This window comes from Williamsia sp. Leaf354 (assembly GCF_001424365.1).
GTDB lineage: Bacteria > Actinomycetota > Actinomycetes > Mycobacteriales > Mycobacteriaceae > Williamsia_A.
This window is the reverse complement of sequence record NZ_LMPL01000004.1, coordinates 517,377-534,168: the sequence shown is the minus strand read 5'-3', so window position 1 is coordinate 534,168 and position 16,792 is coordinate 517,377. Positions and strand designations below refer to the sequence as shown.

The 16,792-nt window shown below is 68.0% G+C and carries 17 protein-coding genes and 1 tRNA gene; 8 read left to right on the top strand and 10 right to left on the bottom strand.

From position 1 onward, the window contains the following. Positions 1–207 (bottom strand): hypothetical protein (locus tag ASG12_RS22145; protein WP_235457231.1); only part of this gene is annotated, 207 nt, incomplete at its 3' end. A gap of 170 nt (positions 208–377) precedes the next feature. Between ASG12_RS22145 and ASG12_RS16975 the strand changes: the two genes are divergently transcribed. Further along, positions 378–450 (top strand) — tRNA-Arg (locus ASG12_RS16975). 56 nt (positions 451–506) lie between these two features. On the opposite strand, the gene ASG12_RS16970 is transcribed toward ASG12_RS16975, so the two are convergent. After that, entirely contained in the window at positions 507–1,799 is a 1,293-nt protein-coding gene (locus ASG12_RS16970; protein WP_162243435.1) for a PE-PPE domain-containing protein, read from the bottom strand. Between the two features lie 337 nt (positions 1,800–2,136). On the opposite strand from ASG12_RS16970, the gene ASG12_RS16965 reads away from it, so the two are divergent. Continuing rightward, positions 2,137–3,801, top strand: coding sequence for a cellulase family glycosylhydrolase (locus tag ASG12_RS16965; RefSeq protein WP_055792085.1), 1,665 nt, complete (start codon positions 2,137–2,139; stop codon positions 3,799–3,801). A gap of 77 nt (positions 3,802–3,878) precedes the next feature. Here ASG12_RS16965 and ASG12_RS16960 read toward each other — a convergent pair whose 3' ends face one another. The 3 genes from ASG12_RS16960 to ASG12_RS16950 all read right to left on the bottom strand — a co-directional run bounded on the left by ASG12_RS16960 (position 3,879) and on the right by ASG12_RS16950 (position 5,456). Then, positions 3,879–4,187 carry a hypothetical protein gene (locus ASG12_RS16960; protein ID WP_055792082.1) on the bottom strand — a complete coding sequence of 103 codons (309 nt, stop codon included), beginning with the start codon at positions 4,185–4,187 and terminating at the stop codon, positions 3,879–3,881. 64 nt (positions 4,188–4,251) lie between these two features. Next, positions 4,252–4,887, bottom strand: a complete 636-nt coding sequence (locus ASG12_RS16955) for a vitamin K epoxide reductase family protein (protein WP_235457229.1) — start codon at positions 4,885–4,887, stop codon at positions 4,252–4,254. 92 nt (positions 4,888–4,979) lie between these two features. Continuing rightward, complete coding sequence (locus ASG12_RS16950) at positions 4,980–5,456, bottom strand: glutathione peroxidase (RefSeq protein ID WP_055792080.1); 477 nt, start codon at positions 5,454–5,456, stop codon at positions 4,980–4,982. Positions 5,457–5,531: 75 nt separating this feature from the next. Between ASG12_RS16950 and ASG12_RS16945 the strand changes: the two genes are divergently transcribed. Then, on the top strand, positions 5,532–6,371 hold the full coding sequence (locus ASG12_RS16945) for an SDR family oxidoreductase (RefSeq protein WP_055792305.1): 840 nt from the start codon (positions 5,532–5,534) through the stop codon (positions 6,369–6,371). Then, complete coding sequence (cobF, locus tag ASG12_RS16940; RefSeq protein WP_235457226.1) at positions 6,368–7,168, top strand: precorrin-6A synthase (deacetylating); 801 nt, start codon at positions 6,368–6,370, stop codon at positions 7,166–7,168. The genes ASG12_RS16945 and cobF overlap by 4 nt, the downstream gene beginning before the upstream one ends. 18 nt (positions 7,169–7,186) lie before the next feature. Here cobF and ASG12_RS16935 read toward each other — a convergent pair whose 3' ends face one another. Beyond that, positions 7,187–7,948 (bottom strand): 3'(2'),5'-bisphosphate nucleotidase CysQ, encoded by a 762-nt coding sequence (locus tag ASG12_RS16935; protein ID WP_055792076.1) that lies wholly within the window; start codon positions 7,946–7,948, stop codon positions 7,187–7,189. A gap of 206 nt (positions 7,949–8,154) precedes the next feature. Between ASG12_RS16935 and ASG12_RS16930 the strand changes: the two genes are divergently transcribed. The 3 genes from ASG12_RS16930 to ASG12_RS16920 all read left to right on the top strand — a co-directional run bounded on the left by ASG12_RS16930 (position 8,155) and on the right by ASG12_RS16920 (position 11,156). Next, positions 8,155–8,874 (top strand): hypothetical protein, encoded by a 720-nt coding sequence (locus ASG12_RS16930; protein WP_055792073.1) that lies wholly within the window; start codon positions 8,155–8,157, stop codon positions 8,872–8,874. Between the two features lie 64 nt (positions 8,875–8,938). Next, on the top strand, positions 8,939–9,841 hold the full coding sequence (locus ASG12_RS16925; protein WP_055792070.1) for an Fpg/Nei family DNA glycosylase: 903 nt from the start codon (positions 8,939–8,941) through the stop codon (positions 9,839–9,841). A 145-nt stretch (positions 9,842–9,986) separates the two neighbouring features. Then, a complete protein-coding gene (locus ASG12_RS16920) occupies positions 9,987–11,156 on the top strand; it encodes a GGDEF domain-containing protein (protein WP_055792066.1) in 1,170 nt (389 codons plus the stop codon). A 34-nt stretch (positions 11,157–11,190) separates the two neighbouring features. On the opposite strand, the gene ASG12_RS16915 is transcribed toward ASG12_RS16920, so the two are convergent. From ASG12_RS16915 to pgi, 3 genes are read right to left on the bottom strand one after another with little or no spacing between them, the layout of a single operon-like run. Then, a complete protein-coding gene (locus tag ASG12_RS16915) occupies positions 11,191–11,865 on the bottom strand; it encodes a hypothetical protein (RefSeq protein ID WP_082502081.1) in 675 nt (224 codons plus the stop codon). Between the two features lie 21 nt (positions 11,866–11,886). Further along, complete coding sequence (locus ASG12_RS16910; RefSeq protein ID WP_055792062.1) at positions 11,887–13,254, bottom strand: hypothetical protein; 1,368 nt, start codon at positions 13,252–13,254, stop codon at positions 11,887–11,889. Next, positions 13,238–14,923: a glucose-6-phosphate isomerase gene (gene pgi, locus ASG12_RS16905; RefSeq protein ID WP_055792060.1), complete on the bottom strand. Its 1,686-nt coding sequence runs from the start codon at positions 14,921–14,923 to the stop codon at positions 13,238–13,240. Before pgi ends, ASG12_RS16910 begins: the two co-directional genes overlap by 17 nt. Positions 14,924–15,053: 130 nt before the next feature. On the opposite strand from pgi, the gene ASG12_RS16900 reads away from it, so the two are divergent. After that, complete coding sequence (locus ASG12_RS16900; RefSeq protein ID WP_055792298.1) at positions 15,054–16,034, top strand: formylglycine-generating enzyme family protein; 981 nt, start codon at positions 15,054–15,056, stop codon at positions 16,032–16,034. Between the two features lie 2 nt (positions 16,035–16,036). On the opposite strand, the gene ASG12_RS16895 is transcribed toward ASG12_RS16900, so the two are convergent. Further along, entirely contained in the window at positions 16,037–16,657 is a 621-nt protein-coding gene (locus ASG12_RS16895) for a TetR/AcrR family transcriptional regulator (protein WP_055792295.1), read from the bottom strand. Between the last annotated feature and the right edge of the window lie 135 nt (positions 16,658–16,792).

Genomic DNA, 16,792 nt, shown 5'->3' with positions numbered 1-16,792 from the left:
GGTGTGTTCACCGGCGTCGCGGTAACGCATCCACTCCAGGAACGCTTGGCCGGCGGCAGCGTGAACCATGTTGCCCAACAACGCGTTCACCGGCGCAGCGACGTGATCGGTGAGCAACCCCACCGACCCCGCATCCACCCCAGCCCAAGCTGTGACAACGGGGGTGGACGCGCCTTCGCTCCGAGCCTTGCTGCGCTCGATTCTCACTCGTCGCACCCCCGCGTCGCGCATGAAACAACCCTAGAACAGGGGTACGACAATGAGCCGCGGGCGAAGTGTCGGCCCAGGACAAGCGCCTGTTTCCGTACGCGGTCGGACGCGGGGAAGGCTCCGATACACTCGGGTCGTTCCGGGTGACGTCAGTCGATCCGGTGCGCGCCCTCGTAGCTCAGGGGATAGAGCATTCCTCTCCTAAAGGAAGGGTCGCAGGTTCGAATCCTGCCGGGGGCACAGAAACGACACGACCCCCACGCCATCGGCGTGGGGGTCGTGTCGTGTGCGTGGTGTCAGGCGGCCGGCGACGTGGTGTCCGTGCTCGTCGACGGTGCCGAGGTCTTGCTCGGAGTCGTCGACGTGCTGGTCGGAGCGGTCGAGGTCGTGATCGGATCCGTGCCCGTCGAGACAGTGCTCGACGTGGTGGTCGAGGTCGGTGCCGGTGAGCTCGTGGTCGAGGCATCGCCTGTCGGGGTCGGATCTGCGGGCGCCGTGGTGGTCGACGGTGCCGTGAGAGCGGGCGTCTCCTCGGTCGGCGAGGTGACGGCCTTGCGGGCGCTGACCTGCTTGGTGACCGTGTTCGGCGTCGACTCGACCGGAGTCTGCGTGCCCGAACCCGAACCGCCGAAGAGGCGCAGGTAGGTGTTCACCAGGTTCAGCAGCGGATCGTTCGCGGCCGCGACCGTCGACGGTGTCGGGGTGCCGAGATTCCCGTTGCGGTCGTAGGCCGCCTCGATCTGCGGGCGCAGGAACGCGTCGAGAGGGGCCGCGAGGAACGACGGCATGAAGCGCAGGATCGGCAGGGTGTTCTTCACGGTGATGAAGCGGGTGTTGCCGACGGTCTGATCGCGAAGGATGTTGTCCTTGTTGTCGATATCGACGTTGAAGTAGTCGCCGTGATCGAAGTACATGCCCAGCGCTGTGTTGATCATGACGAGCATGTTGGTCGGGTTGCTCGGGTAGTCGCAGAAGCCGTCGTACTGGCGGCACACGTCGGTGATCTTGTAGTCCGACGCTCCGAGCGGCGGCTGGAAGTCGACTCCCAGCGGGGGACCGATCTTGTATCCGGGGTACCGGGTGAAGAACCCGCCGTTGGGGCGCATCGGGTTACCGAAGAGCACGAAGCTGAGGTCATCGGTGGATGGCGTGCTGGCGACGCCGGCACTGCCGCTCTTGCGCGTGGCCTGAAGCGCGTTGATCTGCCGGCTGACCACCGAGGCACTCGACGAGTAGCCGACGACGACCACCTTCTGGCCCGGTGTGTAGGTCTGCGCAAGAGCGGCGTTGATCTTCTCGAGGCCCTCGTCCTGCGACACGTTGAACAGCGTGCCGTCGGCGCCCGTGCTGATCGGTGTCTGCGCCGACCACTTCACCGGGGTGAAAACGTACCCGGGATAGGGGGTATTGGCACCACCGGTGAACCGGTTGTTGAGTTCCTTCTCCATGTTGATGCCGTCGGGGTTGCCGTTGCCGCCCATGACGAGGAGCGTGTTGGCGGCCAACGCGACGTCCGACGTCGTCGGAGTGGTGGTGGCGACCTGGCCGAAAAGGATCGCCGTCGCAGACATGGCGACGACTGCGGACATGGCAGACTTGTTGACGAGCTTCATGTGATTCCCCCGTGATGTGTCGGCCAACAGCCGACGATTAACGATGCAGCGCCCCCGGTCGCGTGATCAGCATCTCACATGGAACAGCTGGTGAACACCCCGAGCTGCGCGCTGTCCCTTGTTCAGACGAATCTTCTCGCCTGGCCAGTTCGCCGTACAGAAGTACCGCGACACCTGTTATAACTATGCTTAATCTGCGGCAAACGAAGTAATTACCAATCCGCAGTAAATCGAAAGCGGTATTCCTGTGTCCATGCTTCGCCCCCGCCCTTTTCCCTTCGCCAAGACCGTTGTTTCTTTATCTGCGCTCACCATGTTTGGCGCATTCGGCGGGCAGGCATTGCTGCCCAACGGTGAGCCGGCGTACTCGATCCTCAACGTGGCCAAGGTGATCGAGAAACCGACCACCCTCGGTGTCGCCGACAGTGACCTGACGAGCATGACTCAGGCCGAGGTCGACAGGACTCTCGACGAATTGCAAAAGTTGGGCGTCAACGACGTTCGTCTGTTCATTCCCTGGGCTGATGTCCAGCCGAACAACAAGAACGACTACGACTGGTCGAAAATCGACAAGATCATGTTGGCGGCACAGAAGCGCGACATGGGCGTGATCGCCACGATCACCCATTCGCCGCAGTGGGCGGTCGACGGAGCGACCAAGGACCAGGCCCGGGTCAGTCCGCCGGACAACCCGGCGGACTATGGCGACTTCGCGGCCGCGGTGGCGAACAAGTACAAGGGCATCGTCTCGGGCTACGAGATCTGGAACGACACCAACTCCGGTTTCGTCTACGGCGGTCAGGCGGACCCCAAGGGCTACACGGCCCTTCTGGCGAACGCCTACGAGAAGATCAAGGCCGTCGACCCGACGATCACCGTGATCGCCGGCGTGTTCGGTGCGATCCCCACCAGCTCCACTGACCTGAACGCACCGACGTTCCTCGACCAGATGTACGCGAACGACGCCCAGAACTATTTCGATGCGATCTCCTACCATCCGTATCAGTACACGACCAAGTACTCGCAGGGCGGTGACCTGCAGGGTTCGCCTCTGAACGAGGTCAAGCAGATGCGCGCCATCATGGCCGAGCGCGGTGACGGCACCAAGCTCATCTGGGCGTCGGAGTACGGCTTCCCGACCTCGGCGACCGGTGGCGAGGCGCAGCAGCAGGCCTACATCGCCGACTTCATCAAGGCCTGGAGCACCCAGGAGGGTGCGGGGCCGATGTTCATCTACACAACCCGCGACAAGTACGAGTCGACCATCCTCCCGGCCCCCGGACCGAACGCGACGCAGGCCGAGAAGGACGCCTACTACGAGAACGTCTTCGGTATCTACCGCTACGACTGGTCGGCCAAGCCGGCCGCGCAGACGATCGCCGACTTCATCGCCTCGCAGAAGCCGGTCGCGGCACCGCCGAACGTGCTGGCGTTGTTCCTCCAGAACTTCGTCGCGTCGATCACCCAGGCGTTCACGAACTTCACGTCGATCTTCACCAACGCGATCAACTCGTTCTTCCAGGCGATCCAGCGGATCTTCGCGCCTCAGGTCGTTGGCCCGCCCGCGACCACAGGTGGCTCGGCGCCGGGATCGGGCGGCCCCAACCCCAACACGCTCCGTCGTGTTGCGGCCGTCGCCCCGACCACCGAGACCGCTCCCGAGTCGACCGAGAAGTCCGCCCCGCAGGCACTGATCGCGACCCAGGAAGAGACCAGCACGGTTGTCCCGACCTCGGAGTCGACGACCCCGTCGACCTCGGAGTCGAGCACCCCGGTCACGCCGAGCACCCCGAAGAGTGACCCGGTCACCACCGGTTCGGGTTCGGCGATCACACCGCCGACCAGCGAGACCACATCGAGCTCGACGACCCCGTCGACCTCGAGCACTCCGTCGACGTCCACCGGGCCGTCGATCACCTCGGCTCCGACAACGTCGGACACCACCAAGTCGGTGGAGACGGTCGGCGCTGCCGGCTGATCTCGACCCCGATGTGACGCCACGGGCGGTCACCGCAGCCTCACGGCTCGGTGGCCGCCCGTTCGCGTGCCGGGGTCCTAGAAGCCGAGGCCCATCCAGTCGGTCTCGGTGAACGTCTTCTCCAGGAACTGCGCCTCCACCTTCACCACGTCGGGATCGGGTTCGCTTCCGGCCGTGGCGATGTCGCGGTCGGCGATGGCCTTGAGTGCGCCGGCGACTCCGGCCTCATAGGTGGGGAAGGCGCCGATCACCTCGCTGTCGGTGTGTCGGTCGTCGGTGTCGCGCCACCACACCCACAGGCTCATCCCGTCGGGGGAGGGAGAGAAGCCGACGGTGGTCCCGTCGCGGGTGAGGGTGGGGCAGTCGTCGGGGAAGCGCTCGCTCATGGGCGAACGGTAACCGCCGTGGGCGACACGATCCGGGCGGTGGTCGGTGCGTCGACGACCTTGTTCACAGGAGCGTCGACCAGTAGTACCAGAACCGTTCGCCGATGAGCGCGATCACGACGATGTAGTAGGCGATGAGCGCGAACCACGCCTTGTCGACGACACGCCACAGGGCGGGGATCGACCCGAGACGGGCGGTCGTCTGAGCGGCGATGACGAACAGGATCGGCGTCACCGTCCACACCGCCATGCAGTACGGGCACAGCGCGTTGATCCGGTACAGGCTCTCGACGATCAGGTAGACGACGAACACCATCCCCGCGCCGAGGCCGGCGGTGAGGCCGCCCCAGAACCAGGCGGGCAGATCGATCCGCGCCATCACCAGGACACCGATCACCAGCACCACGCTGAACGCGCCGATGCCGATCAGAGGGTTGGGGAACCCGAAGAACTGGGCCTGCTTCGTCACCATCACCGACCCACACGACAGGACCGGGTTCAGGCTGCAGCTCGGCCGATACGACGGGTCCTCGAGCAGCTTGAACCGTTCGATCGTGAGGGTGACCGCGGCCAGCAACCCGATGGCGCCACAGATCAGCAGGACGATCGCCGTCGCGCGCCGCGGTGCCCAGGCCGGCTCCGGCGAGTGGTCGTCGAGATCGGTGGGCGTCTGATCGGACACGGCGGTCGTCTCGCTCACTCCGGCCTCCTCGGTTCGGGCCGCTGGGCGGCGTCGGGCGAGACCAGGCTACAAGTGCCGGCTGAGGCGCCGATGAGACGCCGACGCAAGGGTCAGAGGACCTTCTCGATCTTGCCGGTCAGCGCCTGCGGCTTGGTGGTCGGCGGGAACCGGTCGACGACCTGTCCCTCCTTGTTGACCAGGAACTTGGTGAAGTTCCACTTGATCCGGTTGCCGAGGATGGTCGACTTCTCCGAACGCAGCCACGCGAACAGCGGGTGGGCGTCACTGCCGTTGACGTCGACCTTCTCGAACATCGGGAAGCTGACGTCGTAGTTGAGGTTGCAGAAGTTCTTGATCTCCTCGGCGTCGCCGGGCTCCTGGTGACCGAACTGGTTGCACGGGAAGCCGAGCACCACGAGGCCCTTGTCGGCGTAGGTCTTGTTGAGCTCCTCGAGACCCGTGTACTGCGGGGTGAAGCCGCACTGCGACGCGGTGTTGACGATGAGCAGGGGCCGGCCCCGGTACTGCTCGAGGCTGACCTCCTCACCGTCGATGGTGGTGGCGGTGAAGTCATACGCGGTGGTCATGACTCATATTCGTAGCGCATCCGCGGGCGGATGGCGTCATGGAGGTGCCATGGCCGACGCCCTAGAGTGATCTGCGTGACCTCATCGCGATCCGCCACCACCGCTCCCCGGACCGTTCTCGTGACGGGTGTGTCCAGTGGGATCGGCCAGGCGTCGGCCCGATTGCTCGTCGAGGCCGGCCACACGGTGATCGGCACGAGTCGCCACCCCGACGGCATCGCCGAGGCCGACCGTGTCCCCGGTGTCCGCTACATCGCGCTGGACCAGACCGACGCCGACAGCATCGAACGGTGTGCGCGTGAGGCCGGTGCGGTCGACATCCTGATCAACAACGCCGGCGTGAGCCACATGGGCCCGCTCGAGGACACCCCGATGTCGACCATCCACGAGGTGTTCGAGACGAACCTCTTCGGCCCGATCGCGCTGACGAAGGCGTTGTTGCCCGGGATGCGTGAGCGTCGTTTCGGTCGCATCGTGTTGGTCGGGTCGATGCTGGGGAGTTTCCCGTTGCCGTTCCGGTCGGTCTACGGGGCCACCAAGAGCGCCATGCATGCCTTCTCCGACGCGACCCGCCGCGAGTTGGCGCCGTTCGGCATCGCGATCACCACCGTCGAGCCGGGGACGATCGCCACCGGCATCGCCGATCGCCGCATCTACACCGTCGCCGAGAACTCGGCCTACGCCGCCGATTACGACACCGTGGCCGCGGCGACCCGCCGCAACGAGGCCAAGGGGTTGGCGGTCGACCCGGTCGCCGAGCTCGTGGTGGCCGCAGCCCTCGCCGAGAACCCGCGCACCCTGTACGCCCGCGGCAACATGGCGCCGATCGTGTTCGCGCTCAAGCGGATCCTGCCGTCGCAGTCGATGCTCGACGTGATGGCCCGGTTCCACGGGTTGAAGCGCGCCCGTCCGTGACGTCGCCCGAGTCGGTGCCCTCGGGCACCCGGACGCTCCGCGTGATCGGCATCGGTCCCGGCGATCCGCGCCAGGTCACCATCGAGGCCGTCGACGCCATGGCCGGGGTCGACGCGTTCTTCGTCCTCGAGAAGTCCTCGCGTGGAAAGGGTTCCACCACCGACACGCTGATCGGTGTGCGAGAACAGATCTGCGACCGCCACCTGGGTGCGGGCAACTACCGTTTCGTCGAGGTCGTCGACCCGCCGCGGCGGTCCGATCCCGACGACTACGACGCCGAGGTCCGACGCTGGCACGACGAACGCGCCACCCGCATCGAGGACGCGCTGCGCGCCGAGCTCGCCGACGACGGTGTCGGGGCGATCCTCGTGTGGGGCGATCCCGGTCTCTACGACAGCACCCTGCGCATCGCCGACGCCATCGTCGAACGCGGTCGCGTACCCCTACATATCGAGGTGGTCGCCGGCGTCACCAGCGCGTCGGCACTGACCGCCGCACACCGGATCCTGGCCAATCGCATCGGCGAACCCATTCTCGTCACGACCGGTCGACGGCTCGCCGACACGCCGCCGGGCGTCGACACCAACCAGATCGTTATGCTCGACGCCGACTGCGCCTTCCGCCACACCGCCGACCCCTGCGACCACATCTGGTGGGGGGCCTATCTCGGTACGCCGCACGAGATCCTGATCAGTGGCACCGTCGGCGACGTCGGTGACCGCATCGCCGACGAACGCGCACGAGCCCGCGCCGAACACGGCTGGATCATGGACATCTATCTGCTCCGCAAACCCTGACCCCGCGTAGCTGAGGGATCAGAAGAGATCGCCGAGCGCGGAGAGCATGTCGTCGGCCATCTCCGCGCGGCAGATCACGAAGTCCCGGACGTAGGGCCGCGAGCGGTTGTAGACGACCGGTGACCCGTCGAAGCGGCTGCAGTGCAGGCCCGCGGCGAGCGCGACACCGATGGGCGCGCAGTTGTCCCATTCGTACTGACCCGTGCCGTGCACATACGCGTCGGCGTCGCCGCGGACCACGGCCATCGCCTTCGCGCCCGCCGAGCCGACCGAGTAGGGCCGCAGCGACAGCCGGTCTGCGACCCACGCCGTGTCGTAGTTCAGGCCGTAGCGGGACACGACGAGTCGCCCCGACGGTTCATCGGCCTGCGACACCTCGTCGGAGCGGAACAGCTCGCCCGTGGCGGGCAGCGAGACCGCGCAGTCGGTGGGTGCGCCGTCGACGGTGAGCGCGATGTGGACCGCCCAGTCGTCGCGCCCGGATGCGTACTCGCGTGTGCCGTCGAGGGGATCGATGATCCACACCCGTTCGCTGCGCAGCCGCGCACCCGAGTCGCGGGCCTCCTCCGACAGGACGGCGTCGTGCGGACGGTGGGTCGCCAGCACCGCCGCGATCCAGGCCTGGGCGACGGCGTCGCCGACGTCGCCGAGCATGCGGCCGGTCAGCAGCGAGCGATGCCGAGCCGCGACCAGCACCTCACCGGCGCCGCGGGCGAGGCGAGCGGCCAGTTCCACGTCCGACAATGCGGTGGACGAGGCGTCCTGCTGCGGAGGAGCCATGGCCGGACCTTTCCGCCGAGACCTCGAGACCGGGACCGGGTGTCTGGTCGAGATGAACTGTTAATGTACCGACGTCCAAATGCTCTCTCGCAGGGCACGTTGCCGTGTCTCGCCTGCCGCCTCCGGGAGGTGTCGATGTCACGCCGGACACACCAGACCAACGCTGCGCGGACGTCCGGTGCCGTGGCCACGTCGATCGGGGCGCGGTGACCGAGCCGGGTGTCGATCGGAACGCTGTCGCCGCTTTGATCGTCGGTGGCGATGTCGAGTGGATCGATACCGATTCGGAGGCAGGGTCCACGCTGCCCGAGGCCTGGCGGACGATCGCGGCGGCGGGGTCGGCCTCAGAACGCGCACGTGCGGCCATGTCCCGTTGGGATCGGGAGTTCGTCGATCTGCTCCCACGCTTCGCGGCCCTGATGCGCGACCAGCTCATCGATGTCGTGCCCGCGAGGATCGCGGGGGATCCGGTGCTGGTCTATGTCACGACCGACGGTGACGCCTACGCCCCCTGGGTGGGTACCGACCCGCGCGACTTCGGCGAGGTCTCGCCGATCTGGGACGTACTGCCCGAGCCGTTGCGGGCGTTCCAACGGAACACCCATCCGGGCTTCGGACTGACGTGGCCCGGCGTCTACGGGATCCGCACACCCGCCGACCAGATCTCCCGGTACGAACGACTTGAGCTCGCAGACCTCGGGGTGGCGCCCGAGGAGGCCATCATCGGCGAGTACAACGGCGAACCCGTCCGCGAGGACGAGGTCTATCTGCTGTCGTTCGATGAGTCGCAGGCCTTCTATTGCGTGTCACCGCGGTTCCGTGTCGGTGAGATCGTGTTCATCCACTACGACGATGTCGATGTCGTGGACCTCTGGCCGACCCTCGACGACATCATGCTCATGCCCTATCGCAACGTCGTGTACTGACCGTCGTCGTGCGCGGCCGGTCGAATCGGGCCGAACGGTTGACGGGTGAGGGAAACTGGACCTCATGCCGGAGTTGCCCGAGGTGCAGGCCATCGCCGACTACGTCGACGGACGTGCGGCCGGACTACCGATACGCCGCGTCGACGTCGCGTCGCTCGCCGTGCTGAAGACCGCCGACCCGCCGTATTCGGCGCTGGCCGGCCGGACCGTCGCCGGTGTCCACCGCATCGGCAAGTACCTCGTGATCAGCACCGATCCGGCCGAGGCGGCACCCACCGAACCCGGTGCCGCGCCCGACGTCATCCACCTGGTGATCCACCTGTCCCGCGCCGGGTGGCTGCGGTGGTCGTCGAACCTGTCGCAGACACCGCCCCGTCCCGGCGGCAAGGGCCCCATCGCGCTGCGCGTCCACTGCGGGCTGCCGGGTGAGGGATTCGACGTGACCGAGGCGGGCACCCAGAAGCGCCTGGCCGTGTGGATCGTGCGCGACACCGCCGAGGTCGAACGGATCGCGACGCTGGGCCCCGACGTCCTGTCGCTGACGCGGGACGAGCTCGCCGCGATCCTCGGCGGGACCGGGGCTCGCATCAAGACCGTCCTCACCGACCAGCGGGTCATCAGCGGTGTCGGCAACGCCTACAGCGACGAGATCCTGCACACCGCGCAGATCTCCCCGTTCGCGACGGCGAAGTCGCTCTCCGACGATCAGCTCGACAGGCTGTTCGTCGCCGTGAACGCGGTCCTGTCCGACGCGATCGTGCGACTCGAGGGCGCCGAGGTCGCGACCATGAAGGGTGAGAAACGATCGGGATTGCGGGTCCACGCGCGCGCCGGAATGCCCTGCCCGGTGTGCGGCGACACCGTGCGCGAGGTGTCGTTCACCGATCGGGCGTTCCAGTACTGCCCGACATGCCAGACCGGCGGCAAGATCCTCGCCGACCGGCGGATGTCCCGCCTGCTCAAGTAGCTCATGGCGGCGAAATCCCCGTGCGTTAGCATTCTCGACAGGAACCGCACATGTTTGCGGTCGTTCACCGGCTGTGACGCGTCGTCGCCGGACGCGCCGATGACCGGAGGCATCACGGGGGGCTGATGATGGTGGGGGATCCGAGGTGATCCGCATCGCCGTCGCGCTCGGTCAGCTCGGGTGGGCCCTGTCGCACTGGTGGAAACGACAGGATCAGTTCGCCTGGTTCAGCAGCTACCTCGCCGACCGCCAGCTCATCGAACCCAGTCGCATCATCCTGGCCCTGTCGGCCGCGATGGTGACGCTGGTACCCGTCGTCGTCCTCATCGACGCCGACCTCACGACGTCGTTGCTGGCCATGCTGATCACGTCGATCGTGGTCGGTACGGGGCTGTCGTTGATGTGGGTGCTGCTGCCGTGGCCGTCGCCGGCACGATCGCGGGCGTGGGTGTGCGTCTGCGACGTCGCGATCCTGGTGGGCTCACTCGCGCAGTACAAGACGCTCGGCGGCCTCTACGGATGTGCGGTCTTCGGTCTCGTCGGCGGGTACATCGCCTTCTTCCACAGCGCGCGCCTGCTGGCCGCCCACCTCATGTTCTCGCTGGTGTCGGCAGGTGTGATCGCCGGCTTCATCCTCGCTGACGACGGGGCGGCGACCTCGAGCGTCGCGGTCGGCATCGTCCAGGCGGTACTGATCGGGATCTCGATCCCCGTGGCCACCCAGTTCCTCATGGAGGCGCTGGCATCGGACGCCGCGGCCGCCGAACTCGACACCCTCACCGGTGTGCTGAACCGACGAGGCCTCGAACGTGCCCTCGACCGGCTCAACAGCATGGACCCCGACAACGTGCACGGTCTCGCGGTGATCGTCGCCGATCTCGACAACTTCAAGGAGATCAACGACCGGTTCGGCCACCGTTACGGCGACCGTGTGCTCGCCGAGATCGCCACGCGACTGCGTGCCTCCCTCGGTGTGAGCGGCGTGGTGTCGCGGATCGGTGGCGACGAGTTCGTCGTCGCCGACAGCCTGCGCTGGACCGAGCCGATGCGCCTGGCCAACCAGGTGCTGCACACCATCTCGACCACCAGCGATCCGCCGGTGACCGCCAGTGTCGGGGTCGTGCACCTCACCGGCCGTCTCCCGGGTCATCGGTCGCTGATGACCACGGTCCTGTTCACCGACCTCGCCGACGCCGCGATGTACGAGGCCAAACGCGCGGGGGGCGACACCGTCCGCACCCGCTCACACGACTACGGCGCCGCCGTCACCGGCGACCCGTCCCCGTCGCCGCGCCCGGCGCAGTGGCCGCACTGACCGGCTGCATCGATCGTCAGGGGAACGCGCGCGATCAGCCCGTCGTGGCCGGCGACGATGCCGGTGCGGCCGGCGATCCGTCGGACCACACCACCGGCGCGGCCTTGTAGTCGGCCGAGGGATCGGTCGAGGTCTGCGCCCAGTAGATGACCCGGGTCAGATCGACGCCCTTGTCGGCCACGGCGACGAAACACGTCGCGTAGGAGTTGCCACGTCCCAGGGTGCGTGGGGCGTCCGTCGCCCGGCACTTGTCGAAGTTGTCGGGCGGGGTCTCGGTGAGGGTCGCGGTGCGTCCGTCGCTGCTGCCGGCGAGGCCCACCACCGACGGCACGTCGAGCTGGCGGTTCGCCAGCTGGGTGACGGTGACGTGGACGTAGAACGGGGTACCGCCGTGGGTCACCGACTCCGGGAGCTCCGACGCCGAGCCCGGTTCGATGCCGGTGACGGTGAACATGGCGAGTTGACCGGCGGGCCGGAACGCGTCCGCAGGCAGATACGCGCTCGCGCCGAACGCCAACGTCGTGCCGGTGGGGGTGCGGTCGACCAGGCCCGCGGGGGCCACGACGTTGGCCGACACCGGCACCGACGTGCTGGGCCGGGCCGGGGCGTCGGTGCCCGCCGACTCCGATCCCGAGGTGCAGGCGGCCAGGGTCGCGGCCGTGCCGACGATCGCGAGTGCGGAGGTGACAGCGGTTCTCAACGTGACCATGTCAGTGATCGTATGCAGCGATCACCATGGAATGGCGACAAGTCCCCGCCGCGCCGCGACCGCGGCGCCGAGTTGACCGAGCCGATGGCGATCCATCGTGACGCCGCGCCCCGGCCGACCGGGCGTCACGAGGGTGAGGGTGATGCGTCCCGCCGACCGGCCCGACCACAGACGCACGACGGTCCGCGACGGCGTGTCGGTGGGCCGGGGCTCCACCGACCGCACCGCCATTCCGGTCGCGCGATGCCCTCCGAGCTCGTCGAACACCCCGCCCAGATCGCCCAACGGGGACACCAGGGCCTCGCGTCCGCCGGGATCGGGGACCATCGCATGCGCGATGCGGTCGCCGAGCAGTTGCAGCAGTTCGGCGGGCATCCCACCCGGTGGACCCAGGCCGGAACCGGACGCACCGCCGCCCGCCGCGGCGTAGGCGGCGCGCAGCTTGTCGGCGCACACGGCCGCGTCGTCGGCGTCGTCGATCACCGTCTCCGCCATCATCAGCTCGCCGGTCTCGTCACCGCCCGCCATGGGGATCGCGACCTCGACCGGTCCGGGTCCGCGGACCTCGCGCACGAGGTCGGCGGCGAGAGCGGTCGCGACCGCGGTGGAGGTGGCGCCACTGGCGGCGACGAACCGATCCCAGTGCGCCGCATCGACATCGAGCACGGCATGGACCTCACGCACCGGCGGACCGGACGGGGCTGCCACTGGTCGCGACGGCGGTCGGGCCGCGGCCAACAGTTCTGCCCGCACCTGCGGATCGATCACGGTCCGCGCGAGGCTGCGCACCACACCGACGACGACGTGTACCCACAACAGCAGCGCGTCGATCACGTCGTCGCGCAGCCGCGGTGGCGTGGTCGGGGTGCGGACCGCGCTCGGATCGGATCCGGCGAGTGCCGCCCGGGCGACACCGATCAGGCCGAGCCCCTCGGTGACGACGTGCGAACAGCTGACCGTCACCGCCGACCCGCCGTCGGTGACCGGGCGCACCGCGATCTCCCACACCGGTCCGCGGTCGACGTCGAACCCTGCGGCGGCGCGGTCGTCGGCCCACGCCACCACGTCGTGCGGCGCAACCGGTTCGGGATCGACCCGCAGCGGTGCGACGACCGCGTCGGCGACGAAACTGCGACGCGCGAACGGGACCGGCGATGTCGCCACCCGCCGCGTCAGGTCACTGGCGGCGAGCAGTCGGTGCAGGTCGGCGAGATCGTCGGGCGCGATGGGTTCGGCGAAACGCCACACACCCTGCATGACGACCTCGGCGCCGCGGCCGTGGTTGCCGCGGTAGAAGATGTCGTCGAGGACCGACAACCGTGCCGCCGCCGCGCGATCGACGAATCGCGGTCGACGGGTGTCGGAGGTGCGCTCAGACGTCGCGTCCACGCTCTCCTCGATACCACCGGATGAGGGCATCGGTGGACGAATCGTCCTGCGCGGCCGGGGCCGCCGGGTCGATGAGGACCTCGAGGAGCTCCTTGGCCTGGGTCTTGCCCAACTCGACACCCCACTGGTCGAAGGAGTTGATGCCCCAGATCGCGCCCTCGACGAACACCTGGTGCTCGTAGAGCGCGATGAGCTGACCGATCACCGACGGCGTGAGCTTCGGCGCCAGGATCGACGTCGACGGACGGTTGCCCGGCATCACCTTGTGCGCCACCACGTGCGAGTCGACACCCTCGGCGGCGATCTCGTCAGCGGTCTTGCCGAATGCGAGCACCTTCGTCTGGGCGAAGAAGTTGCTCATCAACAGGTCGTGCATCGACCCCGAACCGTCGGCGTCGACGGGCAGATCGTCTGTCGGCGAGGCGAACCCGATGAAATCGGCGGGGACCATCCGGGTGCCCTGGTGCAGGAGCTGGTAGAAGGCGTGCTGGCCGTTGGTGCCGGGCTCGCCCCAGAAGATCTCGCCGGTGTCGACGGTGACGTGATGTCCGTGGGCGTCGACGGACTTGCCGTTGGACTCCATCGTGAGCTGCTGCAGGTACGCCGCGAAGCGCGCCATGTCGTTGGAGTAGGGGAGCACCACACGCGACTGCGAGTCCCAGAAATTGTTGTACCAGAGGCCGATGAGGCCCAGGATGACCGGCGCGTTCTGGTGCAGCGGCGCCGAGCGGAAGTGCTTGTCGACGACGTTGAAGCCGTGCAGGAAGTCGGCGAACGCCTCCTTGCCCACCGCGGCCATCACCGACAGTCCGATCGCGGAGTCGACCGAGTAGCGGCCGCCCACCCAGTCCCAGAACCCGAACATGTTGTCGGTGTCGATGCCGAAGTCGGCGACCTTCTCGGCGTTGGTGCTCACGGCGACGAAGTGCTTGGCGACGGCGCCGTCGTCGGGTCCCACGCCGAGCTTCTCGAGCAGCCAGGTGCGGGCCGCGGTCGCGTTGGTGAGGGTCTCCAGCGTCGAGAAGGTCTTCGACGCGATGACGAAGAGGGTGGTCTCGGCATCGAGATCGGCCAGCGTGCCGACGAGGTCGGCGGGGTCGACGTTCGACACGAATCGACAGCTGATGCCGGCGTCGACGTAGTGCCGCAGGGCCTGGTAGACCATCGCCGGGCCGAGATCGGACCCGCCGATGCCGATGTTCACGACGGTCTCGATGCGCTTGCCGGTGTGACCGGTCCACTCGCCGTTACGCAGAGCGTCGGTGAAGGTGCCCATCGCCTCGAGCACCTCGTGCACGTCGGCGACGACGTCCTGACCGTCGACCTTCAGCGTCGCGCCCTGCGGCAGACGCAGCGCCGTGTGCAGCACCGCGCGGTCCTCGGAGGTGTTGATGTGTTCGCCCCAGAACATGGCGTCGCGCTTGCCCTCGAGGTCGACCTCACGCGCCAGCGACACCAGCAGGTCGAGCGTCTCGCGCAGCACGCGGTGCTTCGAGTAGTCGATGTGCAGGTCACCGACGTCGATGACGAGTTCGCGGCCCCGCTTGGGGTCGACGGCGAAGACCTCGCGCAGGTGCATGGCGTAGACGTGCGGCTGATGGGCCGACAGTTCCTGCCAGGCGTGGGTACCGGTGATGTCGTGGTCGTGTTCGGTGGTGTCGCTCGTCATGGTGGACCTCTCGGTTCTGGCGTCGCGCGGGCTCGTGACCCTCTCCGCGATCAGCCTAGTGGCGCCGTCGCGCCCCGTTCACGGTGGACGCGCACGCCGTCGGTGGCGACGGCTCCCTAGGGTGTACGCCATGAAGGGGTTCGCCGACCGGGCGCAGGCGGCACCCTGCTGCTCGCCGACCGCCGACACCGCGAGGGCGATCCCGGACGCGCTGCCCGTCACGACGACGGGCACGCATCGGGTGGCGCAGCGGCCGCTGGCCGGGGGACGCTTCGACATGGGTGACGCTCATTCCGAGGGTGTCGCCACCGACGGCGAGACGCCATGCCACGCCGTCACCGTCGCCGCGTTCACGATGGACGAGACCACGGTCCGCACCAGCGATTTCGCGGCGTTCGTCGACGACACCGGATACCGCACGACCGCCGAGAGGGCGGGATCGTCGGCGGTGTTCCACGCGCTGGTCGATCCCGCGTCGGTCGACGTCCTCGGGGCCGCACCCGCCGCGCCGTGGTGGTGGGAGGTGCGGGGCGCGGACTGGCGACACCCGTTCGGACCAGGCCCCGACTTGCGCACCGACCTCGCCGACCACCCGGTGGTGCACGTCTCGCACGACGATGCGCTCGCCTATTGCCGGTGGGCGTCGCGTGCCCTGCCCACCGAGGCGCAGTGGGAGTACGCGGGGCGCGGCGGACTCGAGGGGACCCGCTTCGGGTGGGGTGACGACCGCACGACACCGTCGGGTGCCGAGTTGTGTCACATCTACGACCCCGCGAGGTGGGGATCGGCGTTTCCGGCGCACCCGGGGTCGCGGATCGCCGTCGCCCCGACACTGCCCGGCGATGCTCTGCCGCCCAACGGCTTCGGGCTGCGCCAGATGTCGGGCAACGTGTGGGAGTGGTGCTCCGACCGCTTCGACCCGCGGTGGTATCGACGCAGTCCGACCGCCGACCCGTCCGGCCCGGACCGCGGAGCGACCCGCGTGCTGCGCGGGGGGTCGTACCTGTGCGACGACTCGTACTGCCGGCGCTACCGTGTCGCGGCGCGCTCGCACACCACCCCCGCGTCGTCGGCGGGCAACATCGGTTTCCGCACCGTCTCCTCGACCTGACGTCAGAGGGCTGCGAACACCTCGTCGAGAAGATCTCGCGCACCGGTCATCTCGGGGTCGGCGCCGTTGAGGAGGTCGTCGAGGCCCTGCTGGAAGATTCCGTCGAAGGCGACGTAGACGAGCTGTCGGGTCATGCGCGCCGGCGCCCCCCGCAGCTCGCAGAAGCGGTGCACCACATTCCAGATCATCTCGGTACGGCGGAGTTCGATCTCGCGGACCTCGTCGCGCAGCGACTCCTCGTAGCGGGTCTGGTTGCGGAGGTCGTACCAGAGCCGGTGCAGTGACGAGTCGGCCCGCAGGGTCGCCACGAACATCGAGGAGAAGTCCCGCCGCAACTCGTCGGCCGTCGTCGCAGACGCGACCGCCTCGTCGTACCGGGTCACGCACAGGTCCTCGTAGATCCGGACCGCCTCGGCGATGAGGTCGAGCTTGTCGCGGAAGTAGTAGTGCAGGACCCCGTGCGAGAACGCCGAGTTCTGCGCGATCTCCCGCAGGCTGGTGCGCGCATAGCCCAGCTCGGCGAGTGTCTTGAGCGTCGCGGTCGCGAGCTCCCTGCGCCGTGCGGAGAACTTGTCCGGGCCTCGCTGCCCCGACCGCGCGTCGGGGTGCGTGGCGGTGGTCATCGACCGAGTGTACGGCGCGATCGGGCCGGAACGTGCAGCGAAAGCCCACTTCACCGGCGCCGCGCCGTGCGAGAGCACGTGATTCTTGACAACTGCCCAAGAAATCCTTGACAGCTGTCAAAGGACGTTCTTAGT